Raw genomic sequence first — 22769 nt, 5'->3', positions numbered from 1 at the left:
AAATAGGTAAGTATAGATGAGTATAATTAGCGACATTTGATCATTGGAGCGGCTAAACGCATAATAACGCGATAATAATAATGAACGCCTAGTGGAAAAGTTAATTTGCCGCAGGCATAACGAGTGACTGTATGCTGAAATCTTTGCGCACCCTAATGTTGTGTCTGCCTAAATACTTTTTGATAGTATTGCTACTAGTTACCTCGCAAAGCGCCTCTGCAGACTGGCTAGACGATTACGCGAGTCACGTAAAAAAAGAAGCGTCAAAATACAATGTCCCTGGTTATGCCTTTGTGTTTTACGAACAGGGAAAAGCGCCGCGGGTTTATGTTTACGGGAAAACCCGTAAAAAAGACGGAAAGAAAGTTACCGAAGATACGGTGTTCAGGCTAGCCTCTGTTTCAAAAACATTTACCGCGCTACTGTCAGCCAAACTGGTTGAAAAAAGCCAGCTTAGCTGGGAAACCCCCATCTCCACTTTATTACCTGACATTCCTTTTAAAGGTCAAGGAATGGGCGCGTTGCAACTGCAACACATTGTGGGCCAATCCAGTGGCTTTATGCCTAACGCCTACGACAACCTTATTGAGGCCGACTATTCATTAGAGCGCGTATTAAAGTCTCTTGGTGAACTGGAACCCTTGTGTGCACCTGGCGAATGTTATACCTATCAAAATGCACTTTTCGGGGCGTTGGAATACTACTTCAGCAACAATAATACTTCATACTCGCGCCAGCTTCAGGCAAATCTATTCTCGCCGCTAGGCATGAAGACCGCCAGCGTTGGTAAGGGCGGGTTACTTGCATCAGAGTCATGGGCACAACCTCATATCGCTATTGCTAGAAATAAGTGGCGTGAAGGAAAAGTAGAAAGCAACTACTACCGCTTTTCCCCCGCGGCAGGAGTAAACGCCAGCATTTCAGATATGACCATTTATTTGCAGGCACTGCTTGGCGAATTCCCAACGGTGATTTCTGATGAGATGGTGGACTATGTCACGACAGAGCGAGTTAAAACCAAGCGTGAAACCTATCGCAGGGGATGGCGCGGTATGATTAGCGATGCGCACTATGGTTTGGGCTGGCGTATTTATGACTTAAATGGGGTACAGCTTAACTATCATGGCGGCTGGGTAAAAGGCTATCGTGCCGACGTGGCGTTTATGCCCGAGAAAAAAGTCGGATATGTGATGTTGATGAACGCAGAGTCAAATATGATTAACTCTACAACAGCGGAACTTTGGAAGCGCTATTTGAAAAAAGCCGACGCAGCTAAGTAATAGCATCGTCGGCTCTGTAAGCCTGCTGAACTTGAGTATCAAGGAATAACAGGCTTTTAATTATCTAATATTGCGATTTATTGCTTTAGGTAAGTGTAACCCGCTAAACAGTTCTCGTAGAAATCAGTCCAACGAACACCTTCGCGAGGGTTTAAGTTACCGTCCCACACGTGCTTGTCTATCATACGCTTCACATCTGATGCCATTGCGCGCGGGTTATATTGCATAACGTTAAGCACATCTTCTACCGACGAACCTTTCACCACTTCTTCAATATAGAAATCTTCCGGATCATCATCGTAGCTGTAAATATGCACTTCATTTAAGCGTCCAAACAGGTTATGCATGTCGCCCATTACGTCTTGATATGCCCCCGTTAAGAATAAACCGATGTAGTAAGGCTCGTCTTTCTTAAGTGGGTGCATAGGCAGTACATCAGTGATCTCACGACCAATAGTAAACTGGTCAATTTTCCCGTCGCTATCACAGGTTATATCCACTAGCGAGCAATTAACCGTGGGTTCTTCGTTCATGCGTATAAGTGGCACTACTGGTAGAAGCTGGTCTATAGCCCACGTATCTGCAGCCGACTGAAACACAGAGAAGTTACATAGATACTGAGACGACAAGCTGTAATCTAGCTCTTGTAGCTCTTCTGGTACATATTCTTCGTTACGATACCACTTCTGTAAGCGACCCATGATATCCCAATAAAGGGTTTCTATTTTGCCTAACTCTTCTAACGTTAGTACGCGCAACTTAAATGCATCGAGCGCTTGCTCTTTATACTGAGAAGCATCGTTGTAGATCTCGTGCATATTTGTTTGTTCATCAAACGTATCGGCAAGTTCACGCATGTTTTTCAAAAAGAAGTGCTCGCCTTCTTTTGCAGAAGTGTCCATGTGCGATGCATTCGATTTAATCTCGCCTACGATTTCTGTGATTACGCAGCTGTGATGCGCAGTGATTGCACGCCCGCTTTCACTTACTAGGTGAGGATGCGGTACACCTTCAAGGTCACACATCTCTTTCATGCCATAAACAACGTCGGCAACGTATTCTTGCATGCTGTAGTTACGCGACGATTCATTCGTTGAGTTACTGCCGTCGTAGTCGATACCAAGACCGCCGCCAACATCAACATAATCAAGCGCAAAACCCATTTTGTGAAGGTCTGCATATATACGTGCTCCTTCGGTTACGGCTTCTTTAACCGCACGGATATCGGTTAGCTGACTGCCAATATGGAAGTGAAGCAGCTTTAAGCAATGTGCCATACCCTGCTCTTCAAGATAGCGAGCAGCGTTGATGATTTCAGTAATAGTCAAACCGAATTTCGCACGTTCGCCACCAGAGCTTTCCCACTTACCTCGCCCTTTTACGGTCATTTTAGAACGCACACCAATAATAGGGTCGATGTTAAGCTCTTTTGATATTTTCACGAGCAAAAGAAGTTCGGTATACTTTTCCACTACCACAACAACACGGCGGCCAAGCTTTCGGCCTAACAGCGCAAGACGCATTACTTCATCGTCTTTATAGCCATTAAGGATTGTCAACGAGTCTTCGTTGGTATTCATTGCCAATACAGTAAGTAGTTCAGCTTTAGAGCCTGCTTCTAAACCGTAGTTGTAAGGCTTACCTGCATCGACAATTTCTTCAACCACTTCGCGCATTTGGTTAACTTTCACCGGATACACGCCCTGATACTGGCCTTGATATTCTGCTTCTTCGATTGATTTTCTGAAGGCTTTGTTCAAGCCTGCAACCTGCGAGCGCAAAATATCGTGAAAACGCACAACAACAGGAAACTGTACGCCTTCTTTGCGGATGTCTTCTATTACCGAATTAAAGTCGATTCGAATGCTAGGATCTTCAGGAACAGGGGTAATATGCACGTTGCCATTTTCACCAATTTGAAAATAGCCTCCACCCCATTGAGACACGCCATAGACGCGCTCCGCTTCTTCGATGCTCCAATCTGACAATTTGTTCACCTATGTGTAAGTGGGCTAGGTCTATACCTAGCATAGTAAGTGCGAAAATTAGCAGCGTATTATAGACAACGTAAGACTGAACGCGAGCGTTGTTGCGATGTAAAATATCTATTGTCGCGACTAATTTTGTTTATCGAACGTCAGCCTTTATGAGCCAATCCATGTTCGAACATAGTCTATAACTATCTTGTCTGCTTTTTCTTCGCAATACGCTATAAACTCTGAGATGTTCTGTGTACGTTCAAGTTCAAACCCCAGATTAGCTGTGGGCGATTTAAAAAACTTTTGCGCTATATGTTCAGCATCAGTCTCATCATCTTCCAACCATGTTTCACTGAGTTGATTTCGTCTATCTAGCCTGATGGGTGCTTTTATTTGATTGAAGGTATCGGATTTAGGAACTTGCCAAGTGCGCATATCAATAAACAGATGAAAGGGTCTGCCTCTGCGGGTTTTTAAACAATCGGAAAGATGAGCTAAGTATTGTATGTTTGTTGACATATTCCACTTACCGCGAAGCGTCACAAATATACAATTTTTAAACTGCTCAATATGAAAAGGGGTCGTAGACATTTACTCGTACATCTCTATGCGACTATATGAATAATAAACTCAACTGCTATAGCACTTACATAGTAGAGTTGAAAAGCTTAAACTACAACTAAAGTTGAATATATTGTGATTACGTTTCATACTCAAAAAGTAAAAAGACCTGCATCTACGCAGGTCTTTAAACGTTGTTTATAGAAGATAGACGCCGTATTAGTCGTCTCCAAACTCACGAATAATACTGTTGATGGTGTCTTTAGCATCACCTAGCACCATGCGCGTGTTATCTTTAAAAAACAACGGGTTATCCACACCTGCAAAGCCAGCATTAGCAGAGCGTTTAAGTACAAAGACCGTTTTAGCTCGATAAGCTTCAATAACCGGCATGCCGTAAATAGGGCTACCTTTCATCTCTTTAGCCGCAGGGTTTACAACATCGTTTGCACCAATAACAATAACCACGTCATAATTTTCCATGCGCGGGTTAACATCATCCATTTCGTATAATTGGTCATAAGGTACATCGGCTTCTGCCAATAACACATTCATGTGACCCGGCATACGCCCTGCGACAGCGTGTATAGCGTAATCAACCGTACAGCCATTTTCTTCTAATAGCGACTGAAGTTCACGCACGGCATGCTGCGCTTGCGCAACCGCCATACCATAGCCGGGCACGACGAGAACTGCTTGCGCTGCTTCTAATACATAAAATGCATCTTGCGCGGCCAACACTTTAATTTCGCCCTCTATTTTTTCACCTGCTTCTACTGGCTTCGCAAATCCAGACAGCAACACGTTCATTAAAGAGCGGTTCATGGCCTTACACATAATATTGGTAAGAATTAAGCCCGAAGCCCCAACCAGCAAGCCAGTGACAATCAATATTGTGTTACCAGTAGCAAGACCTGCAGCCGACGCCGCGACACCTGAGTAGCTATTCAAAAGTGCGATAACCACTGGCATGTCAGCTCCGCCAATGGAAATAGTCGCCCACAAGCCAAAGCTTAGTGACAACGCGATTGCACAGTATATCCATAGTGAGTTGCTAGGGTCAGTGGTAAAGAAATAGCCAATCACTACCATGCCAATGAGGTGCAAGATACTTAGCTCGCGAAGCCCAGCGAAGATCACGGCTTTAGAGCTCATTTTTCCCGACAGTTTGCCCCACGCTACAACAGAACCTGAAAAGGTGATGCCGCCCACTAATATCGTGAAAAACAGGGTAATAAAGGTAAACGCGCTTTCGGTTTTGAGGGTAATTAAACTCATTCCAGCTAGTGTCGCCCAGCCCAGAAGCAATGAGGCTGCACCACCAAAGCCGTTAAACAAGGACACCATTTCAGGCATTGCCGTCATTTCAACGGTCTTGGCTTTCCACGCACCAAAGGCGCCGCCAAGTACAAACCCTAAAAGGATATAGTGATAGCTGATAATTTGCTGATCAAGCAGAGTAACAACACCGCTATTAACATACCAATGGCAGAAATGAAGTTACCTTTCTTAGCAGTATCTGGATGGCTAAGCAGTTTAAGCCCTAGGATAAATAGTGCCGCAGCAACTACGTATGCAAGATTTATTACGGTTACGATATCATTCACTTGCGTACTCCTTATTTATCTTTTTTCTTAAACATGCCAAGCATGCGATCGGTAACTAAGTAGCCACCCACCACGTTAATACTGGCCAGTGCTACCGCAGCAGTACCAAGAATAGTCGTCAGCAAATTATTATCGCCACCCGAAGCTGCCAACGCACCAACCAGTGTTATGCCCGATATCGCATTCGAACCAGACATTAACGGTGTATGCAACGTAGCCGGCACTTTTCGAATTAGCTCAAAACCCAAAAAAGCAGCCAGTAGCACAATGAAAAGTAGGTAAATGATTTCCATAATTAGGCTCCTTTGTAAGCGTTGTTGAGCATGTCGTTGGTAATGTTGCCGTTGTGGGTAATAACACAGCCGGCCAGAATGTCGTCCTCTAGGTTCAAACCAAAGGTTTTGCTTTCATCGTCAAAGAATTCATCAATAAGGTTGTAGATATTGTTGGCGTACATATCGGTTGCGGCTTTTGCCACGAATTGGCTCCAGTTTCCGTTACCAATTACCTTTACACCATTAATTTCAACGGTTTCGCCAGCTACCGAGCCTTCAACGTTGCCGCCCGATGTAGCCGCCATATCAACCACTACACTGCCTGGTTTCATCAAGGCTAAGGTGTCTTTAGAAATAAGCACTGGCGGTTTGCGGCCAAATAGCTGCGCTGTAGTAATAACGATGTCAGAATCGGCAATCGCATCGCGTTGCGCTTCTTGCTGCTTTGCTTTTTGTTCATCGGTGAGTTCCTTTGCGTATCCGTCTTTCGTTTGACCCGTTTCACCTATGTCAATTTTAAGAAACTTGCCCCCTAGCGACTCTACTTGCTCTGCCACTACTTCACGAGTGTCGTATGCAAGTACATTTGCCCCTAAACGCTTTGCTGTTGCAATAGATTGAAGGCCTGCCACGCCAGCACCAATGATAAATACTTTCGCGGGTTTTATGGTGCCTGAAGGGGTCATCATCATAGGGAGTATTGATGGCAACTGGTTGGCTGCCTGCATCACCATTACATAACCTGCAAGACTGGCTTGCGAGCTCAATGCGTCCATTTTTTGTGCACGAGAAGAACGGGGAATCATCTCTACTGAAATAGCGGTTAGCCCTTTTGAGGCAATAGATTCAATGAGCGGTTGCTGAAAGAAAGGGTCAAGGTGGCCTACCACAATGGCCCCTTTTTTCATCAACGCTAGCTGTGTATCGGTAGGTTTATTTACCGCAACCAGCATATCTGCTGTTGATAATGCATCATCCACATCACTTATGATTGTTACGCCTGCGTCTTGATATTCTTTATCTGAATAACCCGCAAACTTTCCTGCACCGGTTTCGAGCAATAAAGTCGCGCCTTTCTTAACCAGACGCTGTGCACTACTTGGTGTAGCTGCACATCGCTTCTCCACATTATTTAGCGGTTCTGGCGTTTTCGCTTCATTCAAAATTACGATTTTCATACACACCTCCTCACTTTCGGGCAATTTGAGAATGACACTGACCAAATGCAATGTAGCCATTTACTTAGCTTATGCTTGGTATTACCTGGCTAAATTACAATCAACTTCGATTTTATTCGCACTTTTTTTTCGCAGTAATCATCCATGACACCGCTTTATTTTTAGGCGAAAGCAGAGCAAAGCTACGCGAAAGACTTATTCTTAACCACTACCTTTTACTTACGACTAATAACTAATACGAATAAAGAAATCTCATACAGATGATAAATGAAGTAGATATGTGACCATTCACTTTGTGAATACCAACGAAATTGAGCGCTTTTTGAACAGCCGTAAAGGTGAATGCGTATTTTCTGTACGCTAAAATCTTCAACTTTTCATCCTGCAGCACCGTTTTGTTTAAAAATTTACTAAACAAATTTTGAGGGAGGATTTTACAAACCGTGCCGTCTTGATCAGTTAATAGCGAAGTGATGTGAAAGAAAGCCAAGTGAAATGAACACCATAAGGCTCATTAAAATTAATGATTAGGACACACGCCATGATGTATAGGAAAAACAAGCTTGCATACTCAGCGGCTGTTTACCTAACAATATTTCGGGTTTTGTTGATTTAAAAGAAGGCAGGCTAACCGCAAACGCCAATATCACGTTTAAAGGGTAAAAAAGGTCAGCCCTTTTCAAATGTGGGCCATGTAAACTTCAAATAGCGATTTGCGATAGCTGCCTTTGGTAGTGCTCGTTACGTTACTGCAATTTTATGATTGACGCCTAATTCATTGATGAGAGTGTAATAGACGCGATTTCATCCACTCCCTTTACGGTTATCGGTGTAGTAAGGCTATCAAAGGTAAACGGAATTTTTTCATAGCTTCTTCCGCCGTGCTCTCTAGCCACTTCAACGTGAAGTATTAACGACGACGAATTTGCGCTTTTTCCAAAATCATCCAATCCGTCCCACTCAATATGCAAAGGCGTGTTTTTCTTTGTAGCCCCGGCAAATCCATCGACTAAACCTTCGTTCTTTCGACCCACTCTTCGCCACCATGTGCGCAGCTCGCCTAGCCATCTCTCGCTGGTGCCGCGAAGCGCCAAGCTTTTCACAAGATGGTTCCTTTCATCGCTTATCCACACGCTTACGTAAGGACCACGATAGTCTGCGATGTCAAATAGCGGTAAGGTGATATCAACTGAGATGGCGTGCTCATTTTCTTCAGCTTCCTTTTCATCCGACGTTCTACCCGTATAGGTGTTGCTGGTAAACACTCTGCCACTTTCATCAATTAACTTTACCGCTAGTGACGGGCTGGCATTAGCTAACTCCATGGCTTGCTGCGCAGTTTTCGTTGCCGAATAGTGTGCTAACAACATTGCTTCAAATGCGTTATCCGCCACTGATATGACTTGAAACTTGGCGCTAGGCCAACCGTCACTATGGCTTAACACGCCTTTTTCTAAAGACGCCAGCTTTGAAGTGGAAAGCACTGGGCGCTGCCAAGGTCTGATGTACGCGATGGTGCTTGGTTTGCTATTAGCGCCCGCTGCGCGGCCAGTTTGGGTCACGGCTTCTTGCGCCACAGCCCCCTGCCAACTAAAGCCCTGATTCGAGGCATGGGTTTCTAGCCCCAGCGCGCTAATGTGATATGAGTGTATGTCTAGTGACGCCAAGTAGTTAACAATACGATCTACGGCAAGAGAAGCTGCGAACTCAGATAAATCCCACTGGATAGGTGACGCAAACGCCACGCTGTTATCGTCATTGAAGTTGACCTCAGCAATGCGCGCCACACGCGCAAGACGTCTAACTTCTCGACGTGAAATATCATGCTTACCTTGAACGTATTCGGCCCAATAGTCGTAAAGCGCACCGTTGCGGCAGCTTATATTACCTTCAGTTCGATTAAACCAGGCTTCACACTGCTTTATGGCGGTAAAAAGCCACGCCGGGAGTGTACCTTCATGGCGTTGATTAATTTCACTAAGCGCACTCGTTGCGTTTGATTTATCTAACGTTTGATAAGTGTCTTTAATAAGTAGGTCAATATTCTTTCGCTCAATGGCACTAAGTGTCTGCTCTTCGTACAGGGTTATTTCTGTGTTAAGCGTGTGAGGGACCGCTTCTCCTGATGTTGTAGGAAACACATACAACTCGGCATTAACGGCATAGCTGGCGGTAAATACCGCCAGATATAGAATGAAACGCCCAACCATTATTGGCTAACTTGTGCGGTGGTGGTGGTGTCACTTTGCTCCTGCTGACGAGGTGCTGGCGCTGGGTCAGCTAATGTTAGATAGCCATCACCATTGGTGTCGTAGCGATGAAAGGCATTAAACCCAGACACCATGTACTCTGAAAATGTCATTTTGCCATTCTCGTCTGTATCGAGAACTTCAAAACGAACGTAAGTTTGCTTAATTTGTCCTTCATGGGTTTTCTCAATCTGTGCATCCAGTCTGTCTTCAAACTCAAGCACATATTCTTGCTCAGTAAGCTTGTCATCACTGTTTTCGTCTGTACGCTGGAATTGCGCTTTGCGAACGGCGTGAAACTCTTCTTTTGTTACCTTTTCGTCACCGTTTTGGTCATATAGGGTGACAAATCCTTGAATATTGTGACTTGTCGGCATGCGTAACATAGGGCGCTGCACTAACTCAGGTTTGTCATCTTTCTTTTGTGACGCAGAGCGACGGGACGCTGGCTCGGGGTCGCCCAAAGCAACTACACCATCATTATCACTATCCATACGTGAGAAACTTCGCTCACCCACCGCATTTACTTCATCAATAGTGATGAACTCATCATCATTGCTATCAACAGCATGGAAACGTATGTGAGTTTGTTTTACCGATGCTTTTCTGTTTTCAGCTAACCGTTTCTCTACTTTGCCTTCCCACTCATAAACGTATTCACTTTCATCAAGTACACCGTCTTTGTTGGTATCAGAAGTATTGAAGCGAGAGCGTCTGGCATCAACAAACTCTTCTAGCGGGAGTGACTCATCTTTGTTTAAGTCATAGGTCAATATAATGCCGCTGGCGCTATGTGGTGCGGCTAGCGCCGAAGCGCTAATACAAAGCGCAGATACAACGGCTAAACTTACTGTTTTTAACATAATTATCTCCTCGTACCGTCAATGATTAGTAGGCTTCGAATGATAGAGTGGTGGTGTAGCTATAAGTGGGCACGTCTGCACCTTCAGGCGCGTCGGTACGCAGTCTTACTTGCATTAAATAGACATCTTGTGATGAAGGAGTAAATGACGCTTGCCCTTTAGCATTTGTCGTTAACTTTTCTACATCAGATTCTTCGGCAAACTGATCTTTTCCTTGGTACACCGAGATTTCATGATCGGTTACAGGCTTACCGTTGAACAGAACTTTGAAATTAAAACTCTCATTGGCAAACAAACTGTTAGGGTGATTAATTGCCACGATTTCTAAGCCGTCGTTTCTTGGCGCTAACGCCTGTTCACTTGGCCCTTTCTTCGTTACGTACGTCGTTGCAAACGTAACTGACTGAAAGTGCTCTTTTAGTATCGCACCTTCAGGTAGAGGCTTTTCGTTGCCTCGCATAGATCCACGTTCGCCGTCCTTTTCATACACGCGAAAAATTGCCCCCATACGTTTTCCCGTTGAAAACTGGTAGGTCCCTTCTTCTTCTAAGGTGTGTTCAAGAACATTACGGGTCGAAAGATCGACAACCTTCTCCACATTAATTAGCTTGCCGCTAGGGGTAACCACTTCAAACGATGCATTCGTAATTGCCGCTTCGGGCACAAAAAATTGTTCTGCGAAAGAAGCATCTAGCGTTACTTTACCGCCTCTAACCGGTTCAAACTGAAGAGGTTTTAGGTATGCTACATGGGCTAGAGCAGCACCACTGAAGCAGCTAGCAATAAGCAAGGGCAAACTAATAAGCGTGTGTTTTTTCATGGTTTATTATTTTCTATTTTTGTAAAAGTGGAATCATACTATTGCAAATGATAATGGTTATCAATAGTATTACGATCGATTTTTGACGCACGATGTGTCAAAAAATCGCTTTGACAGGCGCGATTGAAGAAAAACTAAAAATGATATCAACCGACGCAAATAGGATGCTTAGCGTTGATACGAAATACTAATTATTTGCACTTTTATTAAAATTGGAAAATAACAATGAAATTTAAACGCTCAACGGTAGCTATTTCACTTGGCTGTGCGCTAACACTTCCTGCCCTAGCTCAACAATCAGAATTGGCTGTAACAAAAGCCGAAAGTGAAGAAACCCTAACAACGACTGTCGAAACCGTGCTGGATGCACAAACTCTGTCAAAGCGCTCAATCACAAATATTGAAGATACCGCTCGCTATATCCCAGGAGTACAAACTAATGACACGGGTAACCGTTTCGGTAACGATGGTTTCAACATTCGCGGCTTAGAAGGGGACGCCGTAGCAGTAACCGTAGATGGCGTCGGCCAAGGTGAAACACTAAATCCAGGCTCATTCGCCGCTTATGGTATGTATGGTTCGAGCCGCGGCGAAATTGAATTGGAACACGTAAAAGCCGTCAACATCACCAAAGGCCCAAGCGCTGTCGCGCAAGGACCAGGCTCACTTGCGGGCTCAGTCACCTATGTAACCAATGAAGCGAGCGACTTTTTACCTGCCACCGGTGATGCCACAGGCGTTAAATTGAAAACCGGTTTTGATGCACGCTCTGAAGAATGGCTAGTGCACGGCACCGTTGCGAACAGAACGGGTAACTTCGACTCGCTCTTGCAATACACTATGCGCGACAGCAGTGAAACAGAAGCGCACAGCAATGGTGAGAATATTTCTGGTTCAGGACGTGGCCAGGCTGACCCGATGGATAATCAAGTAGATTCAATTTTACTTAAACTTGCTTATAACTTCTCAGAGCACCAACAACTTGGTTTTGTTTACGAAAAAGCTGACAGAGAAACGGATGGCATTCCTCTTTCTCGTCAACACGATACTTATTTTGACTTCACCTCAGCGGATGAAAATAACCGCGAGCGAATAGGGCTTTTCTTCAACAACGAAAACCTAGGTCTGACGTTCGCTGATAGCATAGATGTGACATTAAATTATCAAGAACTATTCTCTTCTGGTGTAACCAGCTTTCTTTTTGGCAGTGCTGACGGCGACGCTATATTGCGTACCGAAGACCGTAACTTTAGCCAAGACTCACTGAGCTTCAATATTGATTTAGCCAAATCGATCACCGGAGAATTCAACCATGAAATTATTTATGGTTTAAGTTATCAACAAGTGGATGCAGAGGCAGTGATGTTCGACCGCAGATTCGCAGGACAAACCGCTGATTCGCCAATACTAGACGGTTACCCAATTCGCGACCAAAGCTTTGTTCCTGAAACTGAAAAGACATTGATTACTGCCTACCTAGCTGACACGGTTGAACTTAGCGAGCAATTAAGCATAAATCTTGGACTTCGTTACGATTCAACAGAATATGCGCCTACTGTAGATAGTACCTTTTCAGACCCGACTGGTTTAAGCATTACAGACAGCGAATTTAGTGCAGTGGTAGGAGATATTGGGGCTACTTACGAATTCGTAAAAGGTCACTCTATCAATGCCCGTATTGCTCAGGGCTACCAAGCACCTACGCTTCAAAACTTATATTTTGGCACAAACTCAGGTGATGAAGTCACCGATATTGTAACTGGTAACACCTATATTGACCTTGACCGTATTGCCAACAGTGAACTCGATGCTCAAGAATCGACTAACTTTGAGCTAACCTATATTGGTGATTTCGAAAATGGGAATGTCAGCGTGTCGGTGTTTAGAACTGAATACACTAACATGATTCAGGACGAGACTTATTCAACGCCTTATGGCACTGAAGTAAGCACAGTACAGTGCAGTCGTTTCGGTTGTGAAACTGTAGTGAGTACGGAAGATGTATTCACGCAGCCACAAAATACTGGCGAGCTGACTGTTGATGGGTTAGAAGTTACTGCCAATTACAATTTTACAGATAACGTCGCAGGTCGTTTTGCTTATACCGCATTGGACGGCACCTACGACACTGCGTCTGCTTTTAACAATGCGGGTGACGACTTAGAAACCGTATCGCCAGATACCGCAACTGTTGGACTAGGCTACGTATCTAATGAAGGTGATTGGGGCGCAGAACTTGTCGCCATATTGAGCAAAGGGGTAGAAGAAAGTAACCAACTTAGCTACACCTCATTGAACAACGGCGCTGGACCATCGCATACGCCAGCAGGCTATGCAGTTTTCGACCTGCTTGCCTACTACGACGTTACCGAAAACCTGCGTTTCACTACGGTAATTTACAACCTTACAGACAAAGAATATTACCGCTGGGAAGTACTTAATAGTGTAAGAAACGGTACTGGTGGTTTCTTTGGAGGCGTGAGCGACAATGGATACCAGCGTTACTCAGAGCCAGGCAGAAGTATTAGTGCTTACGTAACTTATCAATTCTAATTTAACTACAGTGCAGGCCATAATTAGCTCACCTTAGCCAAGTGGCCTGCCATTCACTCAAGTATTCTCCCATGAATGTTTATGAAAATTTGTTCACGAAAATGGGTGATCGAAAGTTCCTTTTTAAACGTTTTCTCGCTATATGTCTTTTTAGGACTTTCACTATGTTTGGACTTTTTAAAAGCAATCCAACCAAAAAGATGCGAAAGCAATATGACACCCTTCTTGAAAAAGCCATGCACGCACAAAGAAACGGTGACATAAGGACTTATTCATTGCTTACCGCCCAGTCGGAAAAGCTATGGAAAGAAATAGAAATACTAGAGAAGAACTCACAAGGAACGTAAGCACTAGGCGCTCAGCGCTAAAATGACGAGTTGCTAATCTGCCAGAAATTCAAATTGCTTCTCGCCTTTCAATCAAGCAATACCTAAATGCAAAGTGCGTACAATGCTTAACTCGCGCTTTTATCAACTACACCTTACAATAGCGCCTTACATGTAAATGCATCGAACAATAAGGCGTCTTTGATATGCAAATAGGCAGTGCTGTAACGGCATTTAAACAGTTCACTTCCAGGCTACTACTTCTTGCCACCTGCGCGGTGCTGTCTAATACAGCTTTCGCTATTGAAGCGGGCCAATATTACTATTTCATCTCTGACAAGTGCGTAGCCAAAGGCCCTCAAACACCTGAAGAGCGCGGCGCGGTAACTCCAGATGTTATGCTATTTGAAGTGGTACCCGCTGGTATCAGCGACTACTACGTAAATATGAACACAAATGCACTAGTTCACTATGCAGAGGAAGGGCAAGACACCCTTACTTCGTTAGAAACAGAGCAGGCTTACACAGCTGGTAAAACACCGTCAAAAGACAGCCTTAGAAAAGATGGCAATGCCATCCAGCACGACTTCATGTTACAGCGCGAAGCCATAGATTTGAAAACCCTGATTAACACCTTAAACGGTTTTTCCCAACTGCAATCTGATAAAGGCTACTTTTTTAAGAAAATTGTAGGGCTTTCAAACCCTAACGCTAAGTTCAAAGCCATTACCCGGGTTCGCTTAAGCGATATGGGTTACGACAATCGCATGATGCTAACAAGCTACACCAGCGACTATTTTATGCTTGATGAGCAAGGCAAAGCGACTGACACCCCTTTTATTGCAGTAGATCACGGCGCTGCACTTCGCGGTTCACTTCACGAGACCAACAGCCCTTACGCCATATTTACCAAAAATTCAGTATGCGGTGAAAAGTGGGAGCCGGGCAATTAACAAGGTAATTAGCTAGGACATACTTTAAACGCTTGTTGAATGGATCGGGCTTACTTCGGCTTTAGCGACTTTGGTTTTAAAAAGCTCTGGTTTTAATTACTACGATAGAGCGTTTTAATAAGGTGGTAGCCGAAACGGGTCTTCACCGGCCCGTGTACTTTTAGCACGTCTTTTTTAAAGACCACATCGTCGAAGGCTTTTACCATTTGGCCTCTACGAAATTCACCAAGATCGCCGCCACGCTTGCCCGACGGACATTTGGAATGGCGCTTTGCTAAACTCGCAAAGTCTTTGCCTTTTTTAAGCTGCTCTAGAATTGAAAGCGCTTCTTTCTCTGTTTTTACCAAAATGTGAAGTGCGGATGCCGTTGCCATGGTGCTGCCTATTTGCATGTGGTGAATAGGTGCGAATTATAAACGAGAGCATCCCTATCCGTAAGAGAAAAGCGCTTATAAACACTACAAAGCTATCGCAAATAGACTATCAACGGTGGTGTGATAGTCCACCGACATCGCGATAGATAACAGCGTTATATTTACAATGGAAAAACCAAATACTCGCTTTGCCCAGCCCTCTACATTGATGTCAGGTCTATAGCCGCGAAGTGCCATTAAAAGCCACCAAAGGCTGGTTGCAAAGGCCACGGTTAAAAAACCTATGCCCGTATAACCGTTAAGCGGGAGCAGCATTACAACTAAAGCAAATAACGCAATATGAAGGACAATATGGCGTTTTGCTTTCGCAATACCCTGCGATACGGGCAACACAGGAATATCAGCAGCCTTATAATCGTTGTATCTGAAGATAGCGATGGCATATGAATGGGGCATTTGCCAAATGCTGAACATACCCAACAAAATAGCTGCGGCTATATCAAACTGACCACTCACCGCGCAATAACCGACTACTGGCGGTACCGCGCCTGACAAACTGCCAACGAATGTGCCGTACACCGAGTTTCGCTTCATATACAGGCTGTAAACGCCCACATAAATAACGTAGCCAAAGGCGGCAAAAAATACGGCAGTAAGGTTTGTGTAAAGCGCCAATAAACCAAACCCTGCCATTCCTAACACAGCGCCATGCAAAAGCGCAGTAAGTAACGGCAACTCGCCTGTCACCGTAACTCGATTTGCGGTGCGCTGCATTTTGCCGTCAATGTCTCGGTCAATGCAGTTGTTAATTACGCACCCCGACGCCACCACCAGCGACAAACCGATAAGTGTAGCAAGCAGCAGCCAATAATCGATATCGCCGCGGGACGCTAATAAGAAACCGCCCGTTACCGAAATGGCATTACCCATAATGATGCCGGGCTTGGTGACTGACAGATAACGTTTAAAGGTAGAGGCCATGGGTAAAATCCAAAATTAGAACGCGCCAATGAATACTGAGAAGCCCAACACTGAGCGCCCTTCAGAAAGGCACTATGTGAGGGCTTAACGTACTGACCGTGATTAAGAAAACACATTGAAAAGCCCGACAAAATCGTCAGGCTAGACCACCTATACACAGTGACCTACTAATACATCATCATGGCGTTCGACTCGTAGATGATCCAAACGGATAACCCCACCACCATGAAAATAATGAGCGCACTGAATAGAAACGAGAACGTATTGGCTCTGCCTTCCTCGGTTACAAAGTTAAGATGCAGGAAGTATTTAAGATGCACCCAAATTTGGACTAAGCCCAAGGTAACCACGCTCCAAATGGTGGTGACTTTAGAAAAGTCACCATTCATCACCAAGGTGAACGGAATAACGGTAAGTACCACAGATAAAATAAAGCCAATAACGTAAGACTTCACATCGCCATGGCTAGTATCACTACTATGTTCAGATGAAGCGTGGCTATTCGAATTCAAAGTTAATTTTGCATCATGTAACGCCATTACATTGCCCCCATTAAATACACTACGGTAAATACACATATCCACACGATATCGAGGAAGTGCCAAAACAGGCTCAAGCAGCTTAATCGGGTAACGGTTTGCTCACCTAAACCTCGGCGGGTTATTTCAATAAACATGATGGTCATCCAAATAAGACCCGCTGTAACGTGCAGTCCGTGCAGTCCCACTAACGAGAAAAACGCCGTTAAAAACGCACTTTGCTGTGGCCCGTTACCATGCTCGATAAGGTGATGGAATTCATATACTTCCATACCGATAAAGCACGCTCCCAGCGCCCATGTCACCGCCAGCCAAGCGAGGGCGCCTGACTTGTTTTGTCGATGAGCACATATCATGGCGAAGCCAAAGGTGATACTGCTTAAAAGTAATGCGGCGGTTTCGACAGCCACAAAATTGAGCTCAAAAATATCTTTGCCAGACACACCGCCTGCCGTGTTCATAAACAACACCGCATAGGTGGCAAAAAAAGATGCAAACAGCAAACAGTCGGTCATTAAATACAACCAAAAACCAAACACTGTGTTGTTCTCATGATGTTCTTCATGTGCATGTGCTTGAGGCATTGACGCTGCACTTGAAGTTGCAATAGTACTCATTAGCGACCTCCTATTGTATTTGCACTTAAGTGCGTAGCTTCAACTCGTTCAACCTCATCTACCTGCACGTAGTAGTCAATATCTGCGGTATAGCAACGTTTGATAAACACCCCTATTCCTGCTGCTAAACCAGCAATGGCTAGCCACCAAATATGCCAAATAAGCGCAAAGCCCATTACGGTAAAACTCATACTCATAAACACACCCGCAGAAGTGTTTTTTGGCATATGAATAGGTGTGTATTTTTCAGGGCGTTGATACGACTCGCCGCGTTCCTTCATATCCGTCCATGCATCAATGTCTTTGATGTGAGGTATCTTGGCAAAATTGTAAAATTGAGGCGGTGACGCCGTTGACCACTCTAGCGTGTGACCATTCCACGGGTCGCCTGTTGTGTCGTTGAGCTTTTCTCTGTTTTTAAAGCTTACAAACAGCTGTAGTAACTGGAAAAAAATGCCAATCGCAATAACAAACGCACCAAATGCAGCAATGTATAACCAGATATTCCAGTCAGGGTTGTCGGTGTGATTTAAGCGGCGTGTCATACCCAAGAAGCCAAGCACATACAGGGGCATGAACGCCAAAAGGAAACCAATTTGCCAGCACCAAAACGCTGCTTTTCCGGTTTTTTCGTCAAGCTTAAAGCCCATCGCTTTCGGGAACCAAAAAGCAAAGCCAGCCAAGTAGCCAAACACTGCACCACCAATAATGGTGTTATGAAAGTGGGCAATAAGGAACAAGCTATTGTGGAGTACGTAGTCTGCGCCAGGTATAGCTAACAGCACGCCTGTCATACCGCCAATGGTGAAAGTCACCATAAAACCTAACGTCCATAGCACAGGCACACTTAGTACAAGACGGCCTCGATACATAGTGAAGAGCCAGTTAAATAGCTTCACCCCCGTGGGTATAGCGATAACCATGGTCATAATGCCAAAGAAGGCATTCACGTTGGCGCTCGACCCCATGGTAAAGAAGTGATGCAGCCACACAATAAAGCCTAGAATGGCAATGGCCCCTGATGCATAAACCATCGACTTGTAGCCAAACAAACGCTTAGCGGTAAACGTTGAAATAACTTCTGAGAAAATACCAAATGCAGGCAGTACAAGAATATAAACTTCAGGGTGTCCCCACGCCCAAAACAGGTTGATATACATCATGGAATTACCACCGGCTTCGTTAGTGAAGAAGTGAAAATCCATGTAGCGGTCTAGGGTTAGCATGGCTAACACAGCGGTAAGAATAGGGAACGAGGCGGCAATCAGAATATTCGCCCACGTACAGGTCCAGGTGAAAATAGGCATTTGCATTAACTTCATGCCAGGAGCACGCATTTTGAACACGGTAACTAAGAAGTTTACGGCAGTTAACAGGGTACCGAGCCCGGATATCTGCAAGGCCCATATGTAATAGTCCACGCCAACCCCGGGACTAAACTCCAACCCGGCTAGCGGCGGATAAGCAACCCACCCTGTTTTTGCGAATTCACCTAACCCTAAAGACACATTCACTAGAATTGCGCCACCTGCGGTTAGCCAAAAACTCAAATTATTTAAAAAAGGAAATGCCACATCACGGGCACCAATTTGCAGTGGCAGAATGATGTTCATTAAGCCAATCATAAACGGCATCGCCATGAAGATGATCATGATAACGCCATGGGCTGTGAAGATTTGGTCGTAGTGCTCTGGTGGCAGATACCCGGGCGCACCATTAGTTGCCATTGCAAGCTGAGTGCGCATCATAATGGCATCGGCGAAGCCGCGCAGCAGCATGATCATGGCTAATACTATGTACATAATACCTAGACGTTTGTGGTCGACAGACGTGATCCAGTCAAACCACAGGGTACCCCACTGTTTGTGTTTGGTGATGAGCATGGCTATAACCACACCAAGCAGTGCCACTACGGCAAGTGTCACCATGATAATGGGCTCGTGATAGGGCACGGCCTCTATAGATAATTTACCTAAAAAAGACATGATTATTGTGCATCCTTTTGATGATGACGGTGTTGCATTTGAGGCATTGTGGGGTGTTCGCTGGTTGCGGCATTTTCTGGCTTGCTGTAGAAATCCATAGATCCATGATCTTTCATGTACTTCATCACGATGTCGTGAAAAAGGTCTTCACTAACCTTGCTGTAGTAAGTCACAGGATTGTTTTCACTTGGCTTGGCAAGCTGCTCATAAGAAGCGGGAGTTAACGCTGTTTGGGCTTGTTTTACGCTTGCAACCCAATCGTTAAAGTCGCCCTCGGTCGGTGTGGCGATAGCGTTGAATTTCATACCCGTAAAGCCTGCGCCACTGTAGTTTGACGAAATCCCCTTGTAGGTACCTGGCTCGTTGGCGATAAGGTGAAGCTTAGTTTCCATTCCCGCCATAGAATAAATCTGGCTTCCCAACTGAGGAATGAAAAACGAATTCATAGTGCTTTCAGAAGTGATTTTAAACGCCACAGGTTTATTAGCCGGAAACACTAATTCATTGACGGTAGCAATGCCCTGCTCTGGGTATATAAACAGCCACTTCCAATTGAGCGACACCACTTCAACAGTAAGGTGTTCTCCTTTGCCTTCTAGTGGTGAATAAGGGTCGAGTGCGTGAGTAGAACGCCATGTGATCACGCTTAACGAAATAACAATTAAGATAGGAATTGACCATACAACGGCTTCTATCTTTGTAGAGTGCGCCCACTTCGGGGTGTAAATTTCAAAGTCGCGACTGGCGCGATACTTCCATGCGAAGTAAAGCGTTAGAACAATTACGGGAACAACAACAATCAGCATCAGGATGGTACAAAGAATAATAAGGTTCTTCTCATCCATGCCCACTTGCCCTTTAGGGTCAAGTACGCCACCGCTGCAACCGGCTAACGTAAGCCCAGCACCAGCAACAATCAAAGTAAAAAGGTTACGAATAGACAAAACAAGTTCCTATAACCCACAAGTTAAACGGCGATGACTGAGCAGTTCCGAAAGGAACTACGGGTTTACAGCATCGAAAAACGCACCAGAAGTGGCGTTATTACGCTTAAAGCGCAGCACTCATGGTGTCTAAAATATCGGAGACGTTTAACTGAAAAGAGGGGGCGCTCGGCTGCCAACCGTTTGAACGAAAGGCTGAGGAAATGTAGGGCAAAGGTAAGGAATAGGTCGGCGCTGTTTTGTTATTTGCGCCTTTGCTATAGCCGTGGCTTTAACCAATAAACCGACTAATACCAACGCGATAGTGGGAACGATAAATTGTGAAAGCGTGTGATCAGCAAGTGCAATGAAAAAAGGCTCGAAAACCAAGCTTTCATTAAATGCACTAACAAACTCAGTAGCGTCGGCCATGGTGCCACTAATAACTAGCGCAACATTCAGCAACAGCACCATATTAGCTAACCACAACATAGCGCCTACACCATTGGTGTAGTTTACTGCAGGTCTCATTAATGAATTCAATTCGCTTAAAAAAGCGAAAGAACGTGGTGCCATAGTGGGTAGTATGCCTTTAAAAAACTGTGCTAGTTGCCTACTTCACATATGAAGCAGGCGAGGCAGGTTAAAGGCTAATTAGCGTTAATTCAATAGGCCGAAAAAGTATGATGATGCGTTTATGTAATTGTAAAAACCGCTTGTAAGTACAATTTTTTAACATATTACTTGTACGGCGCAAGAAAAGATAAAAACCTAGCATATTGCCTACATATCAAGGAAAACAAGACAGTATGGTAAATTGATTTCAATACGCTAGCGCTTTGAAAAGTACAAGTGATAAAAAATTGTTACCTAAAGCGTAGTTATCAACGAGACTTTCATCCTACGAAAAATGCGGTAACTCTCTTTTAGCTGCGATAAATGGAAAGGCATTTAAAGGCGTATTTAGACCGAAAACAAAAAAGCGCAGCTCTAAGAGCTGCGCTTTTCTTTTAAACGTTAAGCTTGGGGGATGATTACATCATGCCGCCCATACCGCCCATGCCGCCCATATCAGGCATTGCAGGCGCTGCTTCTTCTTTAGGTAGTTCTGCTACCATTGCTTCAGTCGTGATCATTAGTGAAGCAATTGAAGATGCGAACTGTAGTGCAGAGCGCGTTACTTTAGTTGGGTCAAGAATACCCATATCTAGCATGTCGCCGTAAGTGTCGTTACCTGCGTTGTAACCGTAGTTACCATCGCTGTTCTTCACTTCGTTAACTACTACAGATGCTTCTGCACCCGAGTTGATAGAGATTTGACGTAGAGGCGCTTCCATTGCACGTAGTGCAAGCTTAATACCTACTGTTTGGTCTTCGTTGTCGCCAGTTAGCTCAGCAAGTTTAGCTGCTGCGCGAACTAGTGCTACACCACCACCAGGTACCACACCTTCTTCAACCGCTGCGCGAGTTGCGTGTAGTGCATCTTCTACGCGGTCTTTCTTCTCTTTCATTTCAACTTCGGTTGCTGCACCAACTTTAATTACTGCAACACCACCTGAAAGCTTAGCAAGACGCTCTTGAAGTTTTTCTTTGTCGTAGTCAGATGAAGACTCTTCAATTTGACCCTTGATTTGAGCACAACGGCCTTCAATCGCTTCTTGGTCGCCGTTACCGTCAACAACAGTTGTGTTGTCTTTGTTGATAACTACGCGCTTAGCAGTACCTAGGTCTTCAAGCTGAACTTTTTCAAGGTCTAGACCAATCTCTTCAGAGATTACAGTACCGCCAGTTAGAATAGCGATGTCTTGAAGCATTGCTTTACGACGGTCACCAAAACCTGGCGCTTTAACCGCTGCAACTTTAACAATACCGCGCATGTTGTTAACTACTAGAGTTGCAAGCGCTTCGCCTTCAACATCTTCAGCGATGATCATTAGCGGCTTACCTGCTTTCGCTACGCCTTCAAGGGTAGGAAGTAGTTCACGGATGTTAGAAATCTTTTTGTCAACCAATAGAATGAACGGGTTGTCTAGTTCAACAGTACCGTTTTCTTGGTTGTTGATGAAGTATGGAGATAGGTAACCGCGGTCAAACTGCATACCTTCAACAACGTCTAGTTCGTTTTGAAGTGCCTGACCTTCTTCTACAGTGATTACACCTTCTTTGCCTACTTTTTCCATTGCTTGAGCAATGATATCGCCAACTTCTGCATCAGAGTTTGCAGAGATAGTACCTACTTGAGCAATAGACTTGCTGTCTGCACAGTCAGTAGAAAGGGCTTTAAGCTCTTCAACTGCCGCTGCAACTGCTTTGTCGATACCGCGCTTAAGATCCATTGGGTTCATACCCGCTGCTACGCTCTTAAGACCTTCAGTAACGATTGCTTGTGCAAGTACAGTAGCAGTAGTAGTACCGTCACCTGCTTCGTCGTTCGCTTTAGACGCTACTTCTTTAACCATCTGAGCGCCCATGTTCTCGAACTTGTCTTCAAGCTCGATTTCTTTCGCTACAGACACACCATCTTTAGTGATAGTTGGTGCACCGAAAGACTTGTCTAGAACAACGTTACGGCCTTTTGGACCTAGTGTTACTTTTACTGCGTTAGCTAGTGTATTTACGCCTTTTAGCATTTTACTGCGAGCGTCATCACCAAAACGTACTTCTTTAGCTGCCATGATTAAATTCCTCTAAAATTCGTTTAACGTT

At 44.6% G+C, this 22769-nt stretch carries 19 protein-coding genes and 1 pseudogene; 4 read left to right on the top strand and 16 right to left on the bottom strand.

From position 1 onward, the window contains the following. The first annotated feature begins 131 nt into the window (after nucleotides 1–131). Nucleotides 132–1280 carry a serine hydrolase gene (locus KL866_RS09875; RefSeq protein WP_025257347.1) on the top strand — a complete coding sequence of 383 codons (1149 nt, stop codon included), beginning with the start codon at nucleotides 132–134 and terminating at the stop codon, nucleotides 1278–1280. A gap of 77 nt (nucleotides 1281–1357) precedes the next feature. Here the strand turns inward: KL866_RS09875 and speA are convergent, their stop codons facing one another. From speA to KL866_RS09835, 8 genes and pseudogenes are all read right to left on the bottom strand, one after another. Beyond that, nucleotides 1358–3268, bottom strand: a complete 1911-nt coding sequence (gene speA, locus KL866_RS09870; RefSeq protein WP_029661561.1) for a biosynthetic arginine decarboxylase — start codon at nucleotides 3266–3268, stop codon at nucleotides 1358–1360. Nucleotides 3269–3424: 156 nt separating this feature from the next. Beyond that, on the bottom strand, nucleotides 3425–3778 hold the full coding sequence (locus KL866_RS09865; protein WP_251139942.1) for an arginine decarboxylase: 354 nt from the start codon (nucleotides 3776–3778) through the stop codon (nucleotides 3425–3427). 261 nt (nucleotides 3779–4039) lie between these two features. After that, nucleotides 4040–5427 (bottom strand): annotated as a pseudogene (locus KL866_RS09860) (NAD(P)(+) transhydrogenase (Re/Si-specific) subunit beta). Between the two features lie 11 nt (nucleotides 5428–5438). After that, entirely contained in the window at nucleotides 5439–5720 is a 282-nt protein-coding gene (locus KL866_RS09855) for an NAD(P) transhydrogenase subunit alpha (protein WP_025257343.1), read from the bottom strand. Nucleotides 5721–5722: 2 nt separating this feature from the next. Next, on the bottom strand, nucleotides 5723–6880 hold the full coding sequence (locus KL866_RS09850) for an NAD(P) transhydrogenase subunit alpha (RefSeq protein WP_025257342.1): 1158 nt from the start codon (nucleotides 6878–6880) through the stop codon (nucleotides 5723–5725). 770 nt (nucleotides 6881–7650) lie between these two features. After that, complete coding sequence (locus tag KL866_RS09845) at nucleotides 7651–9090, bottom strand: DUF2271 domain-containing protein (protein ID WP_214994847.1); 1440 nt, start codon at nucleotides 9088–9090, stop codon at nucleotides 7651–7653. After that, nucleotides 9090–9992 (bottom strand): calcium-binding protein, encoded by a 903-nt coding sequence (locus KL866_RS09840; RefSeq protein WP_214994845.1) that lies wholly within the window; start codon nucleotides 9990–9992, stop codon nucleotides 9090–9092. The genes KL866_RS09845 and KL866_RS09840 overlap by 1 nt, the downstream gene beginning before the upstream one ends. A 25-nt stretch (nucleotides 9993–10017) precedes the next feature. Then, nucleotides 10018–10812, bottom strand: a complete 795-nt coding sequence (locus KL866_RS09835) for a DUF4198 domain-containing protein (protein WP_214994843.1) — start codon at nucleotides 10810–10812, stop codon at nucleotides 10018–10020. A 225-nt stretch (nucleotides 10813–11037) separates the two neighbouring features. Here KL866_RS09835 and KL866_RS09830 point away from each other — a divergent pair, with 225 nt between their 5' ends. From KL866_RS09830 to KL866_RS09820, 3 genes are all read left to right on the top strand, one after another. Then, nucleotides 11038–13365, top strand: coding sequence for a TonB-dependent hemoglobin/transferrin/lactoferrin family receptor (locus KL866_RS09830; RefSeq protein WP_214994841.1), 2328 nt, complete (start codon nucleotides 11038–11040; stop codon nucleotides 13363–13365). Between the two features lie 164 nt (nucleotides 13366–13529). Continuing rightward, the gene (locus KL866_RS09825) at nucleotides 13530–13712 is read left to right on the top strand and encodes a DUF6435 family protein (protein ID WP_025257337.1); all 183 of its coding nucleotides are present in this window, start codon (nucleotides 13530–13532) and stop codon (nucleotides 13710–13712) included. 185 nt (nucleotides 13713–13897) lie between these two features. After that, complete coding sequence (locus KL866_RS09820) at nucleotides 13898–14644, top strand: hypothetical protein (RefSeq protein WP_214994839.1); 747 nt, start codon at nucleotides 13898–13900, stop codon at nucleotides 14642–14644. Between the two features lie 92 nt (nucleotides 14645–14736). On the opposite strand, the gene ppiC is transcribed toward KL866_RS09820, so the two are convergent. The 8 genes from ppiC to groL all read right to left on the bottom strand — a co-directional run bounded on the left by ppiC (nucleotide 14737) and on the right by groL (nucleotide 22738). After that, on the bottom strand, nucleotides 14737–15018 hold the full coding sequence (gene ppiC, locus KL866_RS09815; RefSeq protein ID WP_025257335.1) for a peptidylprolyl isomerase PpiC: 282 nt from the start codon (nucleotides 15016–15018) through the stop codon (nucleotides 14737–14739). A gap of 84 nt (nucleotides 15019–15102) precedes the next feature. Next, entirely contained in the window at nucleotides 15103–15999 is an 897-nt protein-coding gene (gene cyoE, locus KL866_RS09810) for a heme o synthase (RefSeq protein ID WP_214994837.1), read from the bottom strand. A gap of 167 nt (nucleotides 16000–16166) precedes the next feature. Further along, a complete protein-coding gene (gene cyoD, locus KL866_RS09805) occupies nucleotides 16167–16538 on the bottom strand; it encodes a cytochrome o ubiquinol oxidase subunit IV (protein ID WP_025257333.1) in 372 nt (123 codons plus the stop codon). Continuing rightward, a complete protein-coding gene (gene cyoC / locus KL866_RS09800; RefSeq protein ID WP_025257332.1) occupies nucleotides 16538–17155 on the bottom strand; it encodes a cytochrome o ubiquinol oxidase subunit III in 618 nt (205 codons plus the stop codon). Before cyoC ends, cyoD begins: the two co-directional genes overlap by 1 nt. Further along, complete coding sequence (gene cyoB / locus KL866_RS09795) at nucleotides 17155–19140, bottom strand: cytochrome o ubiquinol oxidase subunit I (RefSeq protein ID WP_025257331.1); 1986 nt, start codon at nucleotides 19138–19140, stop codon at nucleotides 17155–17157. The genes cyoC and cyoB overlap by 1 nt, the downstream gene beginning before the upstream one ends. 2 nt (nucleotides 19141–19142) lie before the next feature. Continuing rightward, nucleotides 19143–20084: a ubiquinol oxidase subunit II gene (gene cyoA, locus KL866_RS09790; protein ID WP_214994835.1), complete on the bottom strand. Its 942-nt coding sequence runs from the start codon at nucleotides 20082–20084 to the stop codon at nucleotides 19143–19145. 147 nt (nucleotides 20085–20231) lie between these two features. Then, a complete protein-coding gene (locus KL866_RS09785; protein ID WP_214994833.1) occupies nucleotides 20232–20639 on the bottom strand; it encodes a hypothetical protein in 408 nt (135 codons plus the stop codon). A gap of 458 nt (nucleotides 20640–21097) precedes the next feature. Further along, entirely contained in the window at nucleotides 21098–22738 is a 1641-nt protein-coding gene (gene groL, locus KL866_RS09780) for a chaperonin GroEL (RefSeq protein WP_025257328.1), read from the bottom strand. Nucleotides 22739–22769: the final 31 nt, after the last annotated feature.

Source organism: Alteromonas sp. ALT199 (assembly GCF_018619335.1).
GTDB lineage: Bacteria > Pseudomonadota > Gammaproteobacteria > Enterobacterales > Alteromonadaceae > Alteromonas.
Note: the sequence above shows the minus strand (reverse complement) of the source record. Positions and strands in the feature narration are given on the sequence as shown.